The following is a 22,607-nucleotide window of genomic DNA, read 5'->3' on the forward strand; positions in this document are numbered from 1 at the left end:
CACCTTCCCTTGTCGGGAAGGAGGAAAAGTCTTTTCTTCCTTTCTCCCCCTTCCCTTGTAGGGAAGGGGGTTGGGGGGTTAGGTCTTTTTCCAAGTTGGGATGCTGCTGGTTTGCTACGATCGCGATCGCGCCGCGCCTTCCTCTAACTGCGACTCGCTAAAATCAGCGGACTCTCCAGTTGTCGCCTTTGGTGAACCAGGATCGCTATAATATCCCCATTTCCAGTCGCGAACTTCTGGCATATCATCGCCATACTCAGCAATGTAAGTGACGTGCTCCACTAATTTGTCGTGCAACATCTGCTTAATGTGACCTCCGATGTAATGCAATTGAGGCAAACGATCGATGACATCTATTACCAAATGAAAACGATCTAAATCGTTCCGCACTACCATATCAAAGGGCGTACTCGTGGTTCCTTCTTCCTTATAACCCCGCGCGTGGATGTTATTATGATTTGTCCGGCGGTAAGTCAAGCGGTGAATTAGCCAGGGATAGCCGTGATAAGCAAAGATGATCGGTTTATCTACTGTAAAAATCGAGTCGAAGTCTTTATCATTCAAACCGTGCGGGTGTTCGCTTTCCGGTTGCAATTTCATCAAGTCTACGACGTTGACGACGCGCACTTTTAATTCCGGTAAATGTAGCCGAATTAAGTCAACAGCCGCTAGGGTTTCTAAGGTAGGAACGTCGCCGGCGCAAGCCATCACGACATCGGGTTCGCTATTTTGATCGTTGCTTGCCCATTCCCAAATACTGATCCCTGCCGTACAATGTTTGACTGCCGCATCCATATCTAAATATTGCAAGGCGGGTTGTTTGCCAGCAACAATAACGTTGACGTATTGGCGACTCCGCAAACAGTGATCGGTGACGGATAGCAATGTATTGGCATCGGGTGGTAAATAAACCCGAATTACGGCGGCTTTTTTGTTAACTACGTGGTCGATAAAACCGGGATCTTGGTGGGAAAAACCGTTATGATCTTGTCGCCAAACGTGGGATGTTAGCAGGTAATTAAGAGAGGCAATTTGTCGCCGCCAAGGTATATAGCGCGTGGTGTTTAACCATTTGGCGTGTTGGTTGAACATGGAGTCGATGACGTGGATGAAGGCTTCGTAACAGGAGAAGAAACCGTGACGGCCTGTAAGTAGGTAGCCTTCTAACCATCCTTGGCAAGTGTGCTCGCTGAGGATTTCCATGACTCGGCCATCGGGGGAAAGGTGATCGTCGTAGGAGAAGGTATCATCCATCCAGGCGCGATCGGTGGCTTCAAATACGTCGTTCCAGCGGTTCGAGGCGGTTTCGTCTGGGCCAACGATGCGGAAGTTGCGGCTTTCCTGGTTGAATTTCATTACGTCCCGCAGGAATTTGCCCATGATGCGGGTGGCTTCTTCGTAGGTAGTGCCTGGTTTTGTGACTTCTACGGCATAATTTTCAAATTTTGGCATTTTGAGGTCGCGGAGCAAAATGCCGCCGTTGGCGTGGGGATTATCGCCCATGCGTCGCGTTCCTAATGGTGCGAGTTCGGCGAGTTCGGCGAGGAATGTGCCGTTAGCGTCGAAGAGTTCTTCGGGTTTGTAGCTTTTCATCCAGTCTTCGAGGAGTTGGACGTGCCCCGGTTTGCTGGCCATTTCCGACAGGGGGACTTGGTGCGATCGCCAGAAATCTTCGGTTTTTTTGCCGTCTACTTCTTTGGGCCCCGTCCAACCTTTGGGCGATCGCAGAATAATCATCGGCCACCGAGGGCGTTTGCTGAAGCCTTTAGTCCGGGCCTCTTGTTGAATGGCTTTAATTTCTGCGATCGCGCTATCCATCGTCGCCGCCATTAACTGGTGCATCATTTCTGGGTCTGAACCTTCCACGAAGTAAGGTTTATAGCCATAACCCACAAACAAACTTTCTAATTCTTCATGGCTAATCCGTGCCAACACCGTTGGGTTAGCAATTTTATAACCATTGAGGTGTAGAATTGGTAATACTGCGCCGTCATGAATCGGGTTCAGAAACTTATTAGAATGCCAAGCAGTGGCTAAGGGGCCCGTTTCGGCTTCCCCGTCCCCAACAACGCAAGCCACAATTAAGTCAGGGTTATCAAAAGCCGCCCCGTAAGCGTGAGAAACAGCATAACCGAGTTCGCCGCCTTCGTGGATCGAACCGGGAGTTTCGGGCGCGACGTGGCTGGGAATTCCGCGTGGGAAGGAGAACTGTTTAAACAGACGCTTCATCCCCTCAGCATCTTGGGAAACGTTGGGGTAATATTCGCTATAAGTGCCTTCTAAGTAAGTGTTGGCAACTAAGCCAGGACCACCATGACCGGGGCCGGCGATATATATTACATTCAGGTCTTGAGCTTTAATTAGGCGGTTGAGATGGGCGTAAATGAAGTTCAAGCCGGGAGTAGTACCCCAGTGTCCTAACAGCCTCGGTTTGACGTGCTCTAGCTTCAGGGGTTCTTTCAGAAGGGCGTTGTCTAGCAAATAAATCTGTCCTACAGACAAATAGTTTGCGGCCCGCCAGTAAGCGTGGATTTTATCCAGTTCTGCTGGGGAAAGGGGTTTCTTTTGTTGTACCGGAGTTGTTGCTACCATACTGATTTAGGCGATCGTGATATTTTAGTCAATGCTTTACTTTCATTCCCCAGGCTAAAAGCACTGGGTTTCCGAAAAAGTGTGTGAAGTTTGTCTGGAAAAATAATCCCTCATGCGACGGAGCTTTTGTGGTGTTAACTTGCTACTCCTTAGATTTTCGAGCTAAACTTCATGTTGAGTATCGGAACTTGATTGCATAGTACCTCATTTTATAAGGGAGGAATATTAAATTAACATTAATGTCTTGCTAATAGCTTTTTGGGGAAGGCTGTTAAAACCCACTAAAGCTAAGTATTCTCAGTAAATTTGCTGGTGATTGCCAGGAGGGCCCCACCACAATCAAAATTAATTTTGTCAAACAGACATCCTAATCTTTGCTTCCAAAACTTATACTGTCTTCTGTCTTCTAGCTTCTGCCTTCTGCCTTCTGCTATCAAACCGATCCAATAGGCAGTCATCATATTTCTTAGCAAAAAAAAGTATCCTAGCTAACACAGGCAGTTAAAACTTTTAGTATAATCTAAGCAACATATTACGTAAAACTGACTGGTCGGGAAAAGGCAGATTTGACCCCCACCGCCTCAACGAACAGCATCAGAGTAAAAAGTATACCTGTTGCGATGATTGTTGGCACCCACCATATTCTGAGCCATCCATGACCCAGCCAGATATCAACCTTACTAACTCAAAAAAAAAACATTTAATCCCACTCCGCCTCATCTTAGTCGGGCCATTTCTCCTGCAAATTTTTGCCGCAGTGGGATTAACAGGATGGCTATCATTCCGCAACGGTCAACAAGCCGTTAATGACTTAGCTGCACAATTGTACGAAGAAATCACAGCCCGCATTCACCAGCACCTCAATACTTATCTAGAAACACCTCATTTGATCAATCAACTCAATGCTGATGCTATCAGTCTGGGTAAATTAAATCCCCAAGACTTCACTAGCATGGAACGCTACTTTTGGCAAAAAATTCAGCGTTTTCCCACCGTTAATTATATTTACTTCGGGAACTTGCAAGGAGAATTTATCGGCAGCGAACGTCGGTTAGATGGAACCTTGAATATTGGGATAGTGAAAAAATCTAGTAACGGTTATCTCAGCTTTAATAATTATGCAGTAAATAGTCGAGGAGAGCGCACAAATCTCTTGTCAACTCAACCAAAATACCCGATCCAAAACGAAGTTTATTATCAGTTGGGTGTGTCCGCAAAGCAAGCAATTTGGACTCCACTATATTTATGGATTGCGCCCCGCCCCGAAGTCAGCACAGATGCCCTGCTTCCTATTTATAATCAATCAGGAAAATCAATAGGATATGTGGGAGTATCCCTAATAGTTTCAGAGATTAGTAAATTTCTTCAGAGTTTGAAAATTAGTAAATCAGGCATAGCTTTTATCTTAGAAACATCAGGAGAAATAGTTGCCTCCTCAACCAACGAAAAGAGTTTTATTAAAAGTAGAGATAGCTCCTCTATCAAAAGACTTAAAGCAGTAGAAAGCAGCGAGTATTTAATTCGCGCTACAATGCAGCATTTACTAATAGAAAAAAGAAGCAACCTTACCCAAATTAAGACACCCACCCAACTTGAAATTTTTAAAATTAACGGCAAGAGACATTTTGTACAAGTAACACCCCTCTCAGACGAGCGGGGTCTACACTTCCTAATTGTCGTCGTTGTTCCCGAAGCCGACTTTATGGAACGGATTAATGCCAATACTAAAACCACCATTTTACTTTGTCTTTTAGCATTAGGAAGCGCGGCATTACTGGGAGTTTTAACCTCGCGCTGGATTACGGAAACAATCTTAGAGTTATCCCATGCTAGCCAGAAAATAGCCAGCGGAGAATTAAACCAAAAAATTGAAGTTAAAAAAATTGCTGAACTCGATACTCTAGCCAGCTCTTTTAACCAAATGGCCCAGCAGTTGCAAGCATCTTTTACTGCCTTAGAAACAGCCAAGAGCGAGTTAGAAACGAGAGTTGAGGAGCGAACAAGCGAACTAAAAGAAGCCAAAATAGCTGCTGACACCGCCAATCGCGCCAAAACCGAATTTATCGCAAACATGAGTCACGAACTCCGCACACCTCTCAACGGTATTTTAGGTTACGCTCAAATTTTACAACGCTTAAGAACCACAGATGGCAAAGTTAAAGAGGGCCTCGGTATTATTTACCAGTGTGGCTCACATTTACTTACTTTGATTAACGATATTTTAGATATTTCCAAAATAGAAGCTCAGAAAATGGAACTTCAGCCGAAAGATTTTCATTTTCCTTCTTTCTTAAGTGGTGTAGTAGAAATATGTCGCCTTAAAGCAGAACAAAAGGGAATTACCCTTGCTTACCAACCTCAAACTTCTCTTCCACATAGTATTCGCGCTGACGAGAAGCGTCTACGGCAACTACTAATTAACTTACTCAGTAATGCCATCAAATTTACTGACGAAGGTCGGGTAGATTTTAAAGTAGAAGTTATAGGAACTGAGGAATGGACACCAGCGGAACTTAGGGAAGAATCATCAATTACCAATCACCAACTACCAATTACCAAAATTCGCTTTCAAATTGAAGACACAGGCATTGGTATTAACCCTCAGCAATTAGAAAAAATATTTTTACCCTTCGAGCAAGTGAGTGAAGCCTCTCGCAATCATGAAGGCAGCGGATTAGGGCTAGCAATCAGCCAGAAAATAGTCGAATTGATGGGCAGTAAAATCAAAGTCAAAAGTCAGCCAGGAGTTGGGAGCACTTTTTTGGTAGAATTAGATCTAATTCAATTGCCCGAATCTCTTCCACCATCCGTAGAGCGCAACCACAAAAATATCACAGGGATTTACAGGAAAAAGCCCAAAATTTTAATAGTAGACGACAAGTGGGAAAATCGCTCGGTACTAGCTAACTTGCTCTCTCCCATCGGTTTTGAAATTATAGAGGCAGTCAATGGTCAAGAAGGTTTAACAAAAGCCCAGTGTCAACCGGATTTAATTATCACTGACTTAGTGATGCCTGTCCTAGACGGTTTTGAAATGATCCGGCGCATTCGCCTGAGCGAGGAGCTGAAAAATGTAGTAATAATAGTTACATCTACTAGCGTATTTGAAGCCGATAAATACCAAAGTTTACAAACAGGATGTAACGATTTTATGCCTAAGCCAGTAGAAGCAAAAATATTGCTAGAGAAGTTACAGCAGCATTTGCAAATAAAATGGATTTATGAAGAAGACACAGCAGCCCTTAACCCTCCCTCTTCTAATTCTCTGATCCCTCCCCCGCAGTCAGAGATTGAAACGTTATACGATCTAGCAATGAAAGGCCACCTTCAAGGAATTATAAAGCAGGCAGCAAACATAGAACAGATAGATGAAAAATTTGCACCTTTTGCTAACAAGTTACGCCAATTATCTAAAGGTTTTCAAGAAAAAGCCATGAAAGAATTTATTAGCCAATATAGGGGAGAAAAACCGTGAACAGTGAATATAATAAAAAAAGTATAGTTTTAGTGGTAGACGATCACGCCAGTAATTTAGCGGTACTCTCCGACTATTTAGAGCAGGTTGGATTTGAAGTCTGGGTAGCTTCAGACGGGGAAAGCGCTTTACAAGCAGTTGAATATGAGGCCCCAGATATCATCTTGTTAGATATAATGATGCCATTTCTCGATGGATTTGAAACTTGTCGTAGGTTGAAAGCCAATCCTAGAACTAAGGACATCCCTCTAATTTTTATGAGCGCCCTTTCGGAGACAGTCGATAAAGTTAAAGGTCTGTCTTTAGGTGCTGTTGATTATATTACTAAACCCTTTCAACATGAAGAAGTATTAGTTAGGCTGAGACTACACTTAAAAATGAGTATTTTGACTAAGAGAATGGAAGAAAAGAATTCGTTATTGAGCGAATTAACTTCTCAGTTAGAACATCGAGTAGAGGCCCGAACTGCTGAACTAAAAAGTGCTATGCACGAACTGCAAAACGCTTATTTAGAATTGTTAGCAAAGGAAGATAAGTTACGCTACGATGCTTTTCATGACTCCTTAACTGGTTTGCCTAACCGAACTTGGTTTATAAATCAGGTAAATCGGGTAATTGAGTTAGCGAATCTGAACTCTGATTATTTATATGCAGTGCTGTTTATCGACCTAGATCGGTTTAAAGTTGTTAATGATAGCTTAGGACACTTAGTCGGAGATGAATTGCTAAAAATCGCTGCTAAAAGGCTGCAAGATTGCGTGCCGGAAACAGATATAGTTGCTCGTTTAGGGGGGGATGAATTTATTATCTTACTGGAAGCAATTAGAGATATGAACCAAGCTATAAGCACGGCAGATCGAATTCTTGAACAATTGAGATTGCCATTCATTTTTGATAAATATGAAATATTTACAGGTGCTAGTATTGGTATTACCTTTAGTACAATGGGTTACGATCGCGCTGTAGACGCGATTAGAGATGCCGATGTTGCGATGTACCAGGCTAAAATTAAAGGTAAAGGTTGTTATGAAGTATTAACAAAAGCCATCCAAACTCAGGCAGCCAATCGCTTACAGCTTGAAAATGAACTCAGGAAGGCAATAGAATTAGAAGAATTTTGCCTTTATTACCAACCCATTGTATCGCTGTCTACAGGTCATCTTTTAGGCTTTGAAGCATTGGTACGTTGGCAGCGCGCTTTTGGCGAATTAGTTTCGCCTGCAAAATTTATTCCCCTGGCGGAAGAAATTGGGGCCATTAATTCTCTGGGTTGGTGGATTTTTCAGGAGGCTTGCCGCCAACTCTGCTTGTGGCAACAGCAATTTCCTCAAGCTCTTGGTTTAACACTAAATGTCAATGTTTCGCCAGTTCAGTTAAAGCAAGCTAATCTAGTAGAGAGGATGCAGAAAATAGTCGAAGCTACTGGCATTTCAAGTTCCTGCTTGAAATTAGAAATTACTGAAAGCTGCTTTTTAGAAGCATCTACCTGCGAAGCAACGATGCTGAAGCAGTTAAAAAGCCAAGGTATTAAGCTGTGTATTGATGACTTTGGAACTGGCTATTCTTCTTTAAGTCGTCTGCATGAGTTTCCCATTGATACCTTAAAGATTGACCGCTCTTTTGTCAGCCGTATCAGCGCGGGGAAAAGTGATGGAATTGTGGAAACAATTGTTACCCTTGCTCACAGTTTTGGTATGGATGTAGTCGCAGAAGGAATAGAAACTTTAGAACAATTGGAAAAACTCTGTTCTCTAGGGTGCGAGTTGGGGCAAGGCTATCTATTTTCTAAGCCTGTAGACAGTCAAACTGCAACACAACTTCTGCTAAATAATGCTAAACTTTTACCTTCAATGTTGCGACCATTCTTAACTGCTTAATGCTAATTTTTACTGACTCCGCTTTTAGGAGTGGAAAATTTAATGTTTGTGATTAGTTAATACAGGAGTGACAAGAAATGAGCGTAGATATGGAAAAAAAAGATATTGTCTTAATCGTCGATGATAACTCCAATAACTTAGGGGTACTTTATGATTTGTTGGATAATGCGTCCTTTGAGGTTTGGGTAGCGCAAGATGGAGAAAGTGCTATAGAAAAAGTGGGTTATGCTCTTCCCGATTTAATTTTGCTGGATATAATGATGCCGGGAATAGATGGCTTTGAAACTTGTAATCGCCTGAAAGCAAACCCATTGACTGCTGACATACCCGTGATTTTTATGAGCGCGATGTCTGAGTCAATTGATAAGGTGAAAGGTCTGACTTTAGGAGCAGTGGATTACATTACTAAGCCGTTTCAACAAGAAGAAGTTTTAGCTCGCGTTAAACTTCACCTGAAATTATACTACTTAACGAAGAAAATTGAGAAGCAAAATCAGGAATTAGAGCAGCGGGTAGAAGAGCGAACTGCTGAATTAAGCCGGACTTTACACGAGTTAAAACAGGCTCAAATTCAATTAGTGCAGACTGAAAAGATGTCCAGTTTGGGTCAGTTGGTGGCTGGTGTTGCTCATGAAATTAACAATCCAGTTAGTTTTATTTTCGGTAATCTCAACCACGCTTCTGAATATATTAAAGGCTTGCTCGACCATTTACAAGTTTATCAGCAAAATTATCCCCATCCAGTGCCGGAAGTTTCCGCTCATGCTGAGGAGATTGAGCTAGATTACTTAATTGAAGACTTGCCAAATATGATTAATTCCATGAAAGTAGGAGCAGAGAGAATTAGCAACATTAGTATATCTCTGCGAAACTTTTCGCGCACAGATACGTCAAATAAGGTAGCAGTAAATATTCACGAAGGGCTAGACAGTACCTTACTAATTTTACGTTACAGGCTTAAAGCTTGCGGACATCGCCCAGCTATTGAGGTAATTAAAGAATATGGCGATCTACCCTTATTAAAATGTTATGGTGGGCAAATGAATCAAGTCTTTATGAATTTAATTGCGAATGCAATTGATGTTTTGGAAGAAGAGGAAGAGTTGGGAAATGAGGTTATAAAAGTAAAAAATCCTACTATTAGAATTAGTACGGCAGTAACAAATAATAATTCTGCACTTGTCCGCATTGCTGATAATGGACCCGGGATGTCAGAGGCAGTGCGATCGCAGCTATTTGAAGCTTTCTTTACAACCAAACCAGCAGGTAAAGGTACAGGATTAGGATTGAGCATTAGTTATCAAATTGTGGTAGAAAAGCATGGAGGAAAACTCACTTGTAATTCTACACTTGGTCAGGGTACCGAGTTCACTGTTGAAATCCCAATAGAGCAACCATAGTTGCGAATTCTACTAAAAAATAAGCCAATATTTTACTTGTGTTTTTGTTAAACATAAGATAACGTAATATCACGCTGGCTGGACTATTCTATTATGCCCTCAACCGCCTTTAGCTCTAGAAAAATCCCCCTTCGCCTTGTTTTAGTCGGGCCATTTTTACTACAAATTTTTGCGGCTGTAGGATTAACCGGATGGCTATCATTACGCAACGGACAGAAAGCCGTTAACGATGTCGCCACTCAGTTACGGAGTGAAATTAGCAATCGCATTGAGCAGAACCTACGAACTTATCTTGCTAGCGCTCATCAACTGAATCAAAGCCTGGCGGCTACTATCGATCTTAAGTTGTTAGATGTGCAGAATCAGAGGGGGTTGGAGCGTCATTTTTGGCATCAGCTTCAAGTGTTTGAGTCAGTAAATGCTATTTATTTTGGTAATCCTCTTGGAGGACTCGCTTTAGTTCAGCGTCATGAAGATGATAAATTATTAATTCGCGCAACAGAAGGGTTTGTTAGTGGTAAATTCTTCTGGTACTCTACAGATAGTTTTGGCAATCGCAAAAAGCTGGAAAAAGTCATCCCTGTTTTTGACGCACGAACTCGACCCTGGTATAAAGCAGCACTTGCAGCCGGAAAACCCACATGGAGCCATCCTTTTGTGGTATTTGGAAGGAATAATTTGGGAATTACTGCTAGCCAGCCAGTCTACAACTCAACTGGTAAATTGATAGGAGTTTTAGGTACGCAGCTACTTGATAGTGAAACCCGTGACTTTCTAAATAGTTTAAAAATTGGGAAGTCTGGAAAGACATTCATCATGGAACGCTCTGGACTGATTGTAGCTTCTTCAACCTCGGAAAAACCATTTTTAGTTAGTAAAGATAATAAGGTTGATACGCGGATGAAAGCGACTGAAAGTAGCGTACCTTTGATTCGCCTTTCCTCCCAATATTTAATAGATAATTTTGGCAACTTGAGCAAAATTAATACTAACCAGCAACTTACGTTTAACTTGGGCGGCAAACAGCAATTTCTACAGGTAACACCATTTAAAGACGGTCGGGGTATTGACTGGTTAATTGTAGTCGCCGTCCCCGAAGCAGACTTCATGGATCAAATTAATTCTAATACCCGCGCTACTATTTTCCTGTGCTTTTTAGCGTCACTTCTGGCTGCAACTATCGGGATTTTTACCTCTGGCTGGATAGCAGAGCCAATTCTGCGTTTGAGGAATGCCAGCCAAGCTATAGCAAGCGGGAAATTAAATCAAAAAGTAGAGATTGAAGGGATTGGGGAATTAGATATTTTAGCTGAGTCATTCAACCTGATGGCACAGCAATTACAAGAGTCTTTTACTGCCCTAGAAAACACGAACGAAGAGTTAGAACAGCGAGTTGATGAACGGACTGCTGCACTCCGAGAAAGTGAGGGTCTCCTTAACCAAACCCAGCGGATAGCAAAAGTAGGTGGCTGGGAAATGAATCTAGAAACTCAAGAATTTACTTGGACAGAGGAAATTTACCGCATCTACGAAGTTGATTTAGATTTTCAGTTAACTCCTGAAAGCGTAATGGCTTTCTATCCATCTGAGTCCATAGAGATTTTGAAAAATGCTAGTTTGCAAGCGATGGCAAATAAAGAGCCTTTTGATGTAGAGTTGCAGTTCGTCACCGCAAAAAAAAATCAGCGATGGGTTCACGTTCTCGGTCAACCTCACTACAAAAATGATATTCCGGTCAAACTGAAAGGAACTTTTCAAGACATTACAGACCGCAAAAATGCAGAAGTTGCACTGCAAGAAGCTAAACTAGCCGCTGATGCTGCCAATCAAGCTAAAAGCGAATTTCTGGCTAACATGAGCCACGAACTACGAACACCTCTTAACGGAATTTTAGGTTACGCTCAAATCCTCCAGCGAGATAGTAGTTTAACTCCAAAACAACTTGCAGAAATTAACATCATTTACAAGTGTGGTTCCCACTTGCTTACTCTGATCAATGATATTTTAGACCTCTCCAAAATTGAAGCTAGAAAAATGGAACTATATCCCACCAGTTTCTATTTTCTAGGATTTCTTCAAGTGGTCAGTGAAATCTGCCGCATTAAAGCCGAACAAAAAGGCATTTCTTTTATTTGCAACTTTGACGCTGCACTCCCTTACGTTGTTGAAGCTGATGAAAAACGTTTGCGGCAAGTGCTGGTAAATCTCCTGGGGAACGCTGTCAAATTTACAGATGCAGGTGCAGTCACCTTTAAAGTTGCAGTCGTAGACTTAATATCTGTGGAATCAACCACAAGTACCCTCACAAATATTAATACAATTCGCTTTCAAATAGAAGATACTGGTGTGGGAATGACTAGCGAACAAATGCAGAAAATATTTCAGCCGTTTGAACAGGTCGGTGATACTCGCCGCATGGTAGAAGGAACTGGCTTAGGATTAGCAATTAGTTTAAAAATTATTGAAATGATGGGGAGCAGCATTAAAGTCGCCAGTAAGTCCCAAGCTGGTAGTCAATTCTGGTTTGACTTACCTTTACCTTCTACTGGCGAAGCAGAGACTTTACTAAAAACAGAGCCCACACAAACAATACTGGGCTTTACAGGCGACAAGCGCAAAATTTTAATAGTAGACGATCGCTGGGAAAATCGCTCTGTGATTGTCAATTTACTCAAGCCAATTGGCTTTATAGTTGCCGAAGCTGCTAATGGCCTTGAAGGTTTAGATCGTGTTCGCGAGTTAAGCCCAGATGTAATAATCACCGATTTGGTGATGCCAAAAATGGATGGTTTCCAATTAGTGCGGCGCTTGCGCGAATCTCCTGAATTTAGAGAAATCCTAGTAATCGTTTCTTCAGCTTCAGTATTTGAAACTGACCAATACAATAGTTTGGATGCTGGGGCTGATGCTTTTCTGCCCAAGCCTGTACAAGTTGCTGATTTGTTTGGATTGTTGGAGAAGCTTTTAGGGATATCCTGGCTGTACAGAGATTCAGTTGAATTTCCCTATCCCACGACTACAGCTATTAAAGAAAAGTTGGCCGTATCACCAACAGCGATTATCGTTCCTCCCCCCTCAGAAAAAATTGATATTTTGTACGATTTAATCATGAAAGGCAATTTAAAAGAGATTTTAAAACAAGCCGAGAATTTAAAGGCTTTGGACGCAAATTTTATTCCCTTTGCCGATCGGTTGTGCGAATTTGCTAAAAATTTTCAAGAAAAACAGTTAAAGTCTTTTATTAGTCAATACACGCAAAAGGATTAATTAAATTTGTTAACGGTTAACCGTCTACTTAGCACTTCAGAGGAATCTCGATCGCAAACTCCGAACCTTGTCCAAATACTGAATTACACTGTAACTTACCTCCGTGTTTCTCTACTACAATTTGGTAACTAATAGATAAGCCCAAACCTGTACCTTTACCGACGGGTTTAGTAGTAAAAAATGGGTCAAATAAGCGGTGGCTTACTTCCTCAGTCATCCCCTGACCGTTGTCGGCAATACGGATGCTAATTACACTTTCTTCTAGCAACTCTGTGCGAATTAAAATCATCGGCCCGCCTCTTACCGCAAAAGAAGATAAGCCTGATTCATCAAAATAAGATCTGCATTCTTTTTGCCGATAAAATTCTTCCAAAGCATCAATAGCATTACTCAGAAGGTTCATAAATACCTGATTTAGTTGTCCGGCATAGCATTCTACTTTAGGTAAATTGCCATATTTTTTAATTATCTGAATCTCAGGAATATCCGATCGAGTTCGGAGCCTATTTTGCAAAATTAGCAGCGTATTTTCAATGCCTTCGTGAATATCAACAGGTTTCTTTTCTGATTCGTCTAGTCGCGAGAAGTTTCGTAAACTGAGAACTATTTCCCGAATTCTATCTGCTCCCATCTTCATCGAAGATAAGATTTTTAGTAAATCTTCGCTGAGAAAATCTAACTCGATTGCCTCTGTTTGTTGTTGAATTTCTAGTGCTGGCTGCGGATAGTATTTTTGATAGAGGCGAACTAAATTTAAGACATCTTTGATATACTGAGTGGCGTAAGTGAGATTGCCGTAAATGAAGCTAATAGGATTGTTAATTTCATGGGCAACACCAGCTACCATTTGACCCAGAGAAGACATTTTTTCTGTATGAATTAGTTGAGATTGAGTTTGCCTAAGTTCCTTAAGAGCAAGTTCGAGCTGTTGAGCTTTTTGCTGGGCAATTGCTTCGGACTCTCTCAAAGAATCTTCGGCTTGTTTGCGATCGCTAATATCTTTTAGTGTACCAGTCATCCGCAGTGGTTTAGGAGATTTGAACTTAATAGCTTCTTGCTGATTTTCTCCAACTTCGGACATGGCTTCAAACTCACTACAAGTCACTACTTTACCGTGATTTAAAACCCATTTCCACTCCCCAGATTTTGTTAGCATTCGGTGTTCGGTTTCAAAAAAAGGCGTAGTACCTGCTAAATGTTGTTTGAGAATTTGAATCACTTTCGGTCTATCTTCTGAATGCACGAGATGAAACCACGCTCTCGCCTCTCCGTTAATCTCATCCGCAGCATAGCCTAAAATCTGGCTCCACTGAGCGCTAAAATAAACTTCTCCCGTTACTAAATTCCAATCCCACAATCCTTGGTCGGTTCCTGCTAAAGCTAGCTGCAAGCGCTCTTCACTTGCTTGCAGGGATGCCATTAATTCACTGCGTTCTACTTCCGCCTGTTTGTGTTCTGTAATGTCAAAAATTGCTCCATTTAGCCATGAAACCTTTCCCAATCCATCAAAAATAGCTTGACCTTTATCGTAAACCCACCTGATATTACCATCTTTATGTAATAGCCGATACTCGATAATATATGGTTGTTTCACATCGACGGCTTTCTGAACTGTATCCTGTACTATTTCTCGATCTTCAGGATGAATAATACTGGCAAAAGATTGCGTCCTACTATTAATAAAATTTTTGGCTCGAAAGCCGCTAATAGCTTGTATGCCGTCACTCAGGAAAGCCATTGTTCGGTGAGGATCGCACGCACACCTATAGACGGCTCCCGGAATGTTAGAAACTAGAGAGCTAAACTCTTCTTGCCTTGCTTGTAAAGCCTTTTCTGCTAGTTTGCGATCGGTGATGTCCCGCGCAAAGGCACAATGATATTCTTTACCATTAAATTGCAGGTGATTGATGGTAATTTCGACAGGAAAAATCCGATTATGTTTAGTACGATGATGGGCTTCAATATTAACTGAACCGCAGCGCCTCATCACATTCCAGTGTAAATTCCACGCGGTTTCGGGAAAGTCTGGGTTGATGTCGTGAAAAGTCATTGTCAACAGCTCTTCTGGTGAATAACCCAGGGTGCGGGAAGCAGCATCATTGACGTATAATAATTTGGCATCGGAGCCGATCCAAAATACGGCATCGGCAGAACAATCAACGGAGAATTGGGTTAGTTGTAAGGTTTCTTCAGCGCGTTTGCGATCGGCAATTTCTTTTTGCAGTTGTTCATTGAGCCAGGTAAGTGCGGCCGTGCGATCGCTAACTCGCTGTTCTAATTCTGCATTCAAAACTCGAATTGCTTCTTCTGCTTCTTCATGTTCTTGAATTTTCTTTGCTAGAGCAAGGTTTGTCGCTTCTAACTGAGATGGACTTGACAGGGCCAAGGCTTTGGGGAGCAGCGGTATCATCAATCCGGCTGTGGATAGGGAAATGACGGCTGTTAAAGCTTTCAGGGAGCCAGAGAGCCAGTAGGCAGGATACCACAGGGTCAGAATTTCCATGATATGTCCTGTAGCGCAGGCGATAATGAAGGCTCCGAATAACAGGAACATCCAGTTAAAGGGTAAATCTCGCCGTTTTTGGACAAAATAGAGGAGTAGCAGCGGAATTGAATAGTATGCTACTGCTATCAGCAAATCTGAGATGACGTGCAGCCAGATTAATCCGGGATTCCACAGATAGCATCTTCCGTGAGGCATAAAATCTACTGACAAAAAACTTTTTAATAGTTGCTGCATAAAGTTCTTTTCATAAGACATAACCGCAAAACCCCATGGACTTTAGTCAAGGAAGGAAAGAAGCAGCAGGGTTGCTTACTTCCAGGTTTGTTCCTGTTGAGGAACTAAATTTAATTATCCTATTTTTTTATATTAAAATGTTTATAGTTTTATGTATTTTATCAACGTTTTATAGCAACTGCCAAGGTGATTAGGACTGTTATCTGTAAGGCCGCCGTTTGGGAGGTGACTACTGCCCAGAGGGCGGCGTTACGTAAGTTCTTAAAATAATAAAATTATCAAGAGTCATCATGGCGGTTGCTATATATTGTAAGATCGGTGGAGTCCTTCATTAGTAATGAGTAATTAAGAATTAGTGGGCGACTGAGTGCTTACGCCGAAGTCAATTAGCAATTAGCAATTAGCCGTTCTGATCCAACTGAAAATGACTTAATTATTTCCGCCGCACTGGAATGGCGATCGCAAAGGTAGCGCCACAGCCAGGTTCTGAGATGCACTTGAAAACGCCACCGTGCTTCTGGACAATAATCTGATAACTGATAGATAAGCCTAAACCAGTACCTTTACCCACGGGTTTTGTGGTAAAGAAAGGGTCAAATATCCGACGGCGCACCTCCTGGGACATTCCTGGCCCATTATCGGTAATCCAAATTAGCACAAATTCAGGATTGGGGAGTTTTGAGTCCTCAGTCCCCAGTTTCCCGTCTGTAGTGACTTCCGGGTAAGAACTCGGAGCGATCGCCAAATCCCTAACCCTATTTTCCCAGTCCCCACTCCCTACTTCCGTGCGAATCGTAATCAAGCCAGGGGAAGGTTGAGTATCCAGAACGTCGATCGCATTGGCCAGGACATTCATAAACACCTGATTTAACTGACCGGGGAAACAGTCAACCTTCGGCAAATGACCGTACTCCTTAATCACTGCGATCGCGGGTTTTCCCGGCTTTTCTCGCAGCCTGTTCTGTAAAATCAACAGCGTACTATCAATACCTTCGTGAATATCTACAGGCTTCATCTCAGCTTCATCAAGCCGAGAAAAATTACGTAAACTCTGGACAATTTCGCGGATACGCTCTGCTCCTAACCTCATGGAATCGAGGATTTTGGGCAAATCTTCTAGTAGGAAATCAAGTTCAATCTCCTCAATCACTGTTTGAATTTCAGGTAGAGGCTGGGGGTAATACTGCTGGTAAAGACCTACAATTCGCTGCATCTCTGCAAAATAGGAATAAGCATGGGAAATATTGCCATAAATGAAATTGACAGGATTATTAATTTCGTGAGCGACACCTGCAACTAACTGACCGAGACTAGACATTTTTTCAGTTTGAATGAGCTGAGATTGAGTCTGTTTTAGTTCTCGCAAAGCATCTTTTAACTGCTCGTTTTTCTCTGTTAGTCGCACTTCCGATTGTCGCAGGGCCAAATTTTGCTCCGATAATTCCTGAGTGCGTTCCTCAACTCGGCGTTCTAACTCAGCTTTTGCCTGTTGCAAAGCAGCTTCAGCACGTTTGCGCTCGGAGATGTCAGTGCAAACGCCTACCAATCCCAAGCGATTGCCGGCATCATCCAAAATGCAGTCAACACGCAACAAAGTTGGTACGATCGCACCAGATTTAGTTCTGAGTTCGATTTCACCGCTCCAACAACCAGTATCGTTAATAATTTGATAGACCTCAGAGCCTACTTCTGGAGAGAGATAGAGCGCAATTGGGCCACCAACGGCATTGAGTTCATCGACTGTGTAACCAAACAAGTCAATGAAAGCTTGGTTGTGATAAATTGATTGGTTATCGGCGTTGGTGATTCTGATGGCACTACCAGTGAGTGCGATCGCATAACTATAGCGCCATAATTTTTCTTGTAGCATTTTGCGCTGCGTAGCATCGCGCGTTACTTTTGAGAAACCGCGCAACATTCCAGCTTCATCCCTCAGCGAAGTAATCGCAACATTGGCCCAAAATCTCGATCCATCTTTTCGTAATCGCCAGCCTTCTTGTTGAAAATGATCCTCAGCTAATACTATTTCTAAGAACTCTTCAGGTTTCCCCAAACGGACTGCTTCTTCTTCGTAAAAACAAGAGAAATACTGACCCATAATTTCCTCTGCCTTGAAGCCAGTAATTCTTTCTGCACCGCTGTTCCAACTAACAACTTTGCCTTCAGGATCGAGCATCACCAGAGCATAATCTTGGACACCTTCAACTAATAAGCGAAAGCGTTCTTGACTTTCGCGCAATTGTGCTGTCCGCCGACTAACTCGCAGTTCCAGTTCGGCATTAAGTTGAGAAATTTGTGCTTGAGCGGCAGTGCGATCGCGAATTTCTTGTGCTAGTTTTTCATTAGCCGCCTCTAACTGTGGGGGACTAGGAATACTCAGAGCTTGCGGCATCAGTGGTAACAGCGATACAGCAGTATAAACGGAGATGGTAGCAGTAATAAATTTAATACTTGCAGACAACCAATAAGTCGGATGCCAGAGCGTCCAAACATCTATTAAATGGCTAGTCCCGCAGGCGACAATAAAAGCTCCAAACAACCAAATCACCCAGGAAAAAGGCAAGTCCCGCCGCCGATACAGGAAATACGCCATCATCAGGGGAATTGAATAATAGCTCAGAGCAATCAACGCATCAGAGGCGGCGTGTAGCCAGATTAATTCAGGATTCCAGAGGTAGCAATACCCCTGCGGGAGAAATGGGTTTGAGGTCAAAAAGTTTGTCAGGAGCTCCGGCATAAACTTTAGAGTTTGGACGATGGATTTGAGACTTTAGACTTAAAGGGATTTGTCTATAATCTAGCTGTTTCCCATTTTGGCAGAAATTTTATTTTTTGGCGGGGTGGATCGCAATAATTATATCAATGAGTATTTAAAGGGCTAACTTTCTCTTGCTTTTCACTCTATTTTTTCTTCTTCTCTCTGCGTCCTCTGCGCGTGTGGTTAATCCCTGAAAAAGCGTAGATGCTGATGGCGTAGTTCGGGTTGACGAAACTCATATAACATTGGATAATGTTGCTGTATGCAAGCAAAGAGCAACAGCAGAAGAAATTGGCGCTCGCTATCCGTAGCTGAAGTTGATCGAAATATACTAGGAGTTAAACTTTGAAAATCGATATAGAAACATTGAGAATTCTATTGATGGCAGCGTCTACTTTAATAGCAGTTTTGTCATATCGCAATACAGTAAAATTATGGAAAAAAACTAACCGACCTATCGTGTCAGCATTTGTTGAAACTGAGTCTTCGGGCAATATAGCTACCACTTATGATTTGCTAGTTATCAATAGTGGCAATCGTCCAGCAGTCGATATTCAATTACAATTAAATATTGAAGATTTAAAACAATGTATAACTCCACCAATTAACGATCCCAAAATAGAGTTAATTCTTAAATGCTTCAATAATGATGGTGTAATTCCTCTACTTGTTGCGGGAGCAAAAATTTCAAATTCTTTTGGTCTAACATCGAGAAAACCAGAAGACAATGTATGGAAATATGGCAGCTCTTTACCGATCAAGATTATCTATAAAGATTTAGAAGGAGATCAGTGGTATACTTCTGCTTTAACTCTAGTCGTGAAAGACTCAAATACATTTGCAGGTACACAATGGGTGAAAGAAAAGTACAAGAGAGAGGATGTGGTTAAGTTACTTCAGGAAATTCTTGATTCACTAAAGAAATCTTGATATATTATTGATATAGAGCAATACGGTTCAGTTAACAAGAATCTGACTTCTAAAAGATGCCTGTATTGCCTCTAAAATCGTAAGGTTAAATTCGTCGCAGAGCGTTAACTGAACCGTATTAGGATATAAAGTTGTAAGCCTGACGAGATAACAACCTCGTCAGGGTATAAATTGGTCAGTAACGTCGCTTCTAGTCGTAGTCTATAGAGACTTGCAAGCGTGACAGGTGTATTTAGCTAGCCCAAAGGCATAACATCAGAATTATCCAGAGGGCAATTTACCGAAACTTTACCCGAATAATCAGTTAAGGTGACATCATCTTTGTAATGACGGGGAGTTTCCATTAACAATTGCCAAGCTTCACCAGCAGTCAGTAAATTCATCCGGCCAGGATAGTGAATTTCTATCAACTCTTGAACTAGAGGATAATAGTCTGAGTTGAGACTAGGGAAAATATGATGTTCCGTGTGATAGGAAAAGTTAAAGTGCAACAGATCGACGATTTTAGGAACCCGGAGAGAAAGACTGTTGATCAACGGATCGTTAACAGTTGTCATCCGACAAATCAGGTGATTTGTATAGATATAAAACATTGCAACTGTATGACCAAATGCTAAGGGTAGCAAGTACCCAAGAACGATTTTTAGCGGATGAAACTCTAAATAGAATAAAATGCTAAAATGCAGGCATAAAACCGCAAACAACTCAAGAGCAATTCTCAATCTATCTTTCTGACTGACTGTGAATGCAGCAGGCACATAATCCACAGATTTTTTATTAAACAAGAGGATCGACGAGAGGTGGCAAAATTGATGAAATAACCACGAGGCTGGAAGTCCCACTATTAATAACCAAGATGGATTATCAAGCGCTGGCGCAAAGAAATTATGAATCCATTTTCCCCAACTATTCGGCTGCTGATAAAGGTAATTGCGATCCGGATCTTCTAGATAATTTGTTTGGCCGTGATGTACAATGTTATGCACATATTTCCACTGAGTTGGAGGCATAAACATCATTGCAAAACCTAGAAAACTAATTATATTATAAGTTATACGAGACTTTTTATTAACGCTACCGTGCATGAAATCATGGGCGAAAAATCCCACGGTTACGATACTATTACCCATAATCAAAGCTAAAGGTAAATAAAGCCATAAAAGATAGATAGGCCACTGGTTTAAACGCTCGGCAATTCCCCAGCCTAATAGTAAAATGCCCATATTAATGAACATTATAACCAACTTACTAGAATCTGGTTGAAAGGCTGCTGGTGGCAGCAAGGGACGCAGTTTTTTAGCATACACCGATTGGTGAATCAGCATTCCGGTGTCTACAGTATCATTCAATTTTTCTGACTGCATTGTGTAATTCCTAAATCTTGAGCATAGAGCTCTGAATTATTGTATATGTATAATATCACTTTTGTGAATTATATCATAATAGGCAAAGAAACGAACAAAATCAAACTTAATTATATCATTATAAATATGTCGTTGTAAATATGTCATTATAAATATGTCATTGCGAGCGAAGCGAAGCAATCGCAAAGCCTTGAGATTGCTTCGCTTCGCTCGCAATGACACGGAATATCAGCTCGCAATGATACAGAATATAGTAGTTTTCAATCGGATAGGTATTGCTTTTAATTACCAATTACCAATTACCAATTACCAAGAGAAAGAGCGCGCAAAGCACGCCCTAATTGCATTATTAAATCGGTTCTATTCTAACCATCACCCAACACCCAATTTACCAAAGTCCGAACTCCAAAACCCGTTGCACCAGCACTATTATAACCATTTTCCTTGTCAGTCCACACTGGCCCAGCAATGTCTAAGTGAACCCAAGGAGTATCCTTAACAAATTGCTTCAAAAACAGTGCCGCCGTAATCGAACCGCCGGGACGTGGCCCCGTATTTTTCATATCAGCGTGCAAAGCTTTCAAACCTTCAAAGTACTTCTCTTCCAAAGGCATCCGCCAGAATTTTTCTCCGGCAAGTTCAGAGGCGGTAGCAAATTGAGCAGCAACCTTGTCATCAGGACTCCATAAACCAGCAATATCATCACCTAAAGCAATGATACAAGCACCTGTTAAAGTAGCGAGATCGACAATGGCATCTAATCCCAACTTATCAGCATATACCAAAGCATCTGCTAAAGTTAAACGCCCTTCGGCATCGGTATTGTTAACTTCAATAGTCTTACCATTAGAAGCTGTCAAAATGTCTCCAGGGTGCATGGCTTTGCCACTGATCATATTTTCAGTGACGGCACTAATAAAGTGAACTTCGACATCTGGCTTTAAATGTCCGATCGCTTTGGCAGCACCTAAAGTAGCAGCAGCGCCACCCATGTCTACTTTCATCATTTCAATACCGCCAGCAGCTTTAATATTCAAGCCACCAGAATCGAAGGTCAAGCCTTTCCCAACGATCGCAACTTTCCGCCGAGGTGTTCCCTCCGGTTTGTAAATCATGTGAATGAATTTAGGCGGCAAGTCGGATGCTAAAGCAACTCCCAAAAATGCTCCCATGCCTAGCTTTTCGCAGTCTTCCCGCTCTAATATTTCTAAAGCTAGGCCGCATTCAGAGGCAAGGGATTGAGCAGTCTCGGCCATCGTTATCGGCGTGACAGAATTAGCGGGTGCGGCTACCAATTCCCGTGCTAGAATCACTCCAGCAGAGATTTGATGGGCGCGGGTAATGGCGGCTTCAGTGCCACCTAAACCGAGCAAATCTACTCGTTCGATCGCAGGCCCTTTATCGTCAGGTTCGGACTTGAATCGGAGATCTTGATATAAAGCTAGTTCTATGCCTTCTGCGATCGCCTGCGCTGTAGCATCCCGTGCATCCTCTAAGGCGGGAAAGCTAATTCCCAAGGTTTTGCATTTTTCCTTTTTGGCCAGTCTAGCAGTGGCGGCAGCGGCGCGGCGCAAGGTTTCTAATTTTAGTTCCTCTGGTTTACCCAAACCAACGATGATGATTTTGCGGATTTGACTGTGACTACCAACGCGAGCGATCGCACTGCTGCCAGTTGTACCTTTAAATTCTACCTCGTCAATGAGTTCTTTTAAAGTACCTGCTAGCTTTTCATCTAGTTTTACGAGTTCATCGGTTAATTCTACCGCTTCCTCGAATAAACCAATAGCAAGAGCGTCTCCCGTCCATTCCAAGCGGGCTGTATCAGTGGGTTGAAATTCCATGTTCCAATTTTTAGATTTAGATTTTAGATTTTAGATTGTACTTTGTAGATGGTGGTTTAGTTGTTTATCAAGAGTTAGGCATTACTTGGGTAACGCCGCCTCTGGGGGGGTTGATTCATTCTCCCGAAAGCTACCAGGGAATAAATTCGCTCTCTCATTACTGAAGTCGGTTGAAACGGACTGAAATACTAGGTCTCTAGTCGTCTTCAGACGACTTAAACTATGAGACAGGGGTTTTTAACCCCTGGCGGACTATAGCTTTAAAACAATGAATCAGCCCTGACCTTTGGGGGGTTGTCGATCGCCGCCCAGAGGCGACATTACAATCTCGGATTTAGTCCTATTATCCTTTCTCTAGTCCCC

At 42.1% G+C, this 22,607-nt stretch carries 10 protein-coding genes; 5 read left to right on the forward strand and 5 right to left on the reverse strand.

The annotated features are described in order from the left end of the window. Nucleotides 1-114: 114 nt before the first annotated feature. On the reverse strand, nucleotides 115-2,592 hold the full coding sequence (locus PN499_RS01245; RefSeq protein ID WP_272029762.1) for a phosphoketolase family protein: 2,478 nt from the start codon (nucleotides 2,590-2,592) through the stop codon (nucleotides 115-117). 655 nt (nucleotides 2,593-3,247) lie between these two features. Here PN499_RS01245 and PN499_RS01250 point away from each other — a divergent pair. From PN499_RS01250 to PN499_RS01265, 4 genes are all read left to right on the forward strand, one after another. After that, a complete protein-coding gene (locus PN499_RS01250) occupies nucleotides 3,248-6,067 on the forward strand; it encodes an ATP-binding protein (protein WP_272029763.1) in 2,820 nt (939 codons plus the stop codon). Then, entirely contained in the window at nucleotides 6,064-7,944 is a 1,881-nt protein-coding gene (locus PN499_RS01255) for a two-component system response regulator (protein WP_272029764.1), read from the forward strand. The genes PN499_RS01250 and PN499_RS01255 overlap by 4 nt, the downstream gene beginning before the upstream one ends. 77 nt (nucleotides 7,945-8,021) lie before the next feature. Further along, nucleotides 8,022-9,344, forward strand: coding sequence for a hybrid sensor histidine kinase/response regulator (locus PN499_RS01260; protein ID WP_272029765.1), 1,323 nt, complete (start codon nucleotides 8,022-8,024; stop codon nucleotides 9,342-9,344). 93 nt (nucleotides 9,345-9,437) lie between these two features. Further along, nucleotides 9,438-12,611 (forward strand): ATP-binding protein, encoded by a 3,174-nt coding sequence (locus PN499_RS01265; protein ID WP_272029766.1) that lies wholly within the window; start codon nucleotides 9,438-9,440, stop codon nucleotides 12,609-12,611. 28 nt (nucleotides 12,612-12,639) lie between these two features. Here PN499_RS01265 and PN499_RS01270 read toward each other — a convergent pair whose 3' ends face one another. Further along, entirely contained in the window at nucleotides 12,640-15,351 is a 2,712-nt protein-coding gene (locus PN499_RS01270; protein ID WP_417063860.1) for a PAS domain-containing protein, read from the reverse strand. Nucleotides 15,352-15,784: 433 nt separating this feature from the next. Beyond that, on the reverse strand, nucleotides 15,785-18,088 hold the full coding sequence (locus tag PN499_RS01275; RefSeq protein WP_272029768.1) for a PAS domain-containing sensor histidine kinase: 2,304 nt from the start codon (nucleotides 18,086-18,088) through the stop codon (nucleotides 15,785-15,787). 366 nt (nucleotides 18,089-18,454) lie between these two features. Between PN499_RS01275 and PN499_RS01280 the strand changes: the two genes are divergently transcribed. Then, nucleotides 18,455-19,039 carry a hypothetical protein gene (locus PN499_RS01280; protein WP_272029769.1) on the forward strand — a complete coding sequence of 195 codons (585 nt, stop codon included), beginning with the start codon at nucleotides 18,455-18,457 and terminating at the stop codon, nucleotides 19,037-19,039. A gap of 236 nt (nucleotides 19,040-19,275) precedes the next feature. On the opposite strand, the gene PN499_RS01285 is transcribed toward PN499_RS01280, so the two are convergent. Next, complete coding sequence (locus PN499_RS01285) at nucleotides 19,276-20,403, reverse strand: fatty acid desaturase family protein (protein ID WP_272029770.1); 1,128 nt, start codon at nucleotides 20,401-20,403, stop codon at nucleotides 19,276-19,278. Between the two features lie 365 nt (nucleotides 20,404-20,768). Further along, a complete protein-coding gene (locus PN499_RS01290) occupies nucleotides 20,769-22,244 on the reverse strand; it encodes a leucyl aminopeptidase (RefSeq protein ID WP_272029771.1) in 1,476 nt (491 codons plus the stop codon). Nucleotides 22,245-22,607 lie beyond the last annotated feature (363 nt).

It is taken from the genome of Kamptonema animale CS-326 (assembly GCF_028330895.1).
Classification (GTDB): Bacteria; Cyanobacteriota; Cyanobacteriia; order Cyanobacteriales; family Microcoleaceae; genus Kamptonema; species Kamptonema formosum.

Bases quoted from the DNA above. Each gene is read 5' to 3' on its own strand.
- PN499_RS01245 (WP_272029762.1), bottom strand. From the start codon at position 2,592: ATGGTAGCAACAACTCCGGTACAACAAAAGAAACCCCTTTCCCCAGCA.
- PN499_RS01250 (WP_272029763.1), top strand. From the start codon at position 3,248: ATGACCCAGCCAGATATCAACCTTACTAACTCAAAAAAAAAACATTTA.
- PN499_RS01260 (WP_272029765.1), top strand. From the start codon at position 8,022: ATGAGCGTAGATATGGAAAAAAAAGATATTGTCTTAATCGTCGATGAT.
- PN499_RS01265 (WP_272029766.1), top strand. From the start codon at position 9,438: ATGCCCTCAACCGCCTTTAGCTCTAGAAAAATCCCCCTTCGCCTTGTT.
- PN499_RS01270 (WP_417063860.1), bottom strand. From the start codon at position 15,351: ATGCAGCAACTATTAAAAAGTTTTTTGTCAGTAGATTTTATGCCTCAC.
- PN499_RS01275 (WP_272029768.1), bottom strand. From the start codon at position 18,088: ATGCCGGAGCTCCTGACAAACTTTTTGACCTCAAACCCATTTCTCCCG.
- PN499_RS01285 (WP_272029770.1), bottom strand. From the start codon at position 20,403: ATGCAGTCAGAAAAATTGAATGATACTGTAGACACCGGAATGCTGATT.
- PN499_RS01290 (WP_272029771.1), bottom strand. From the start codon at position 22,244: ATGGAATTTCAACCCACTGATACAGCCCGCTTGGAATGGACGGGAGAC.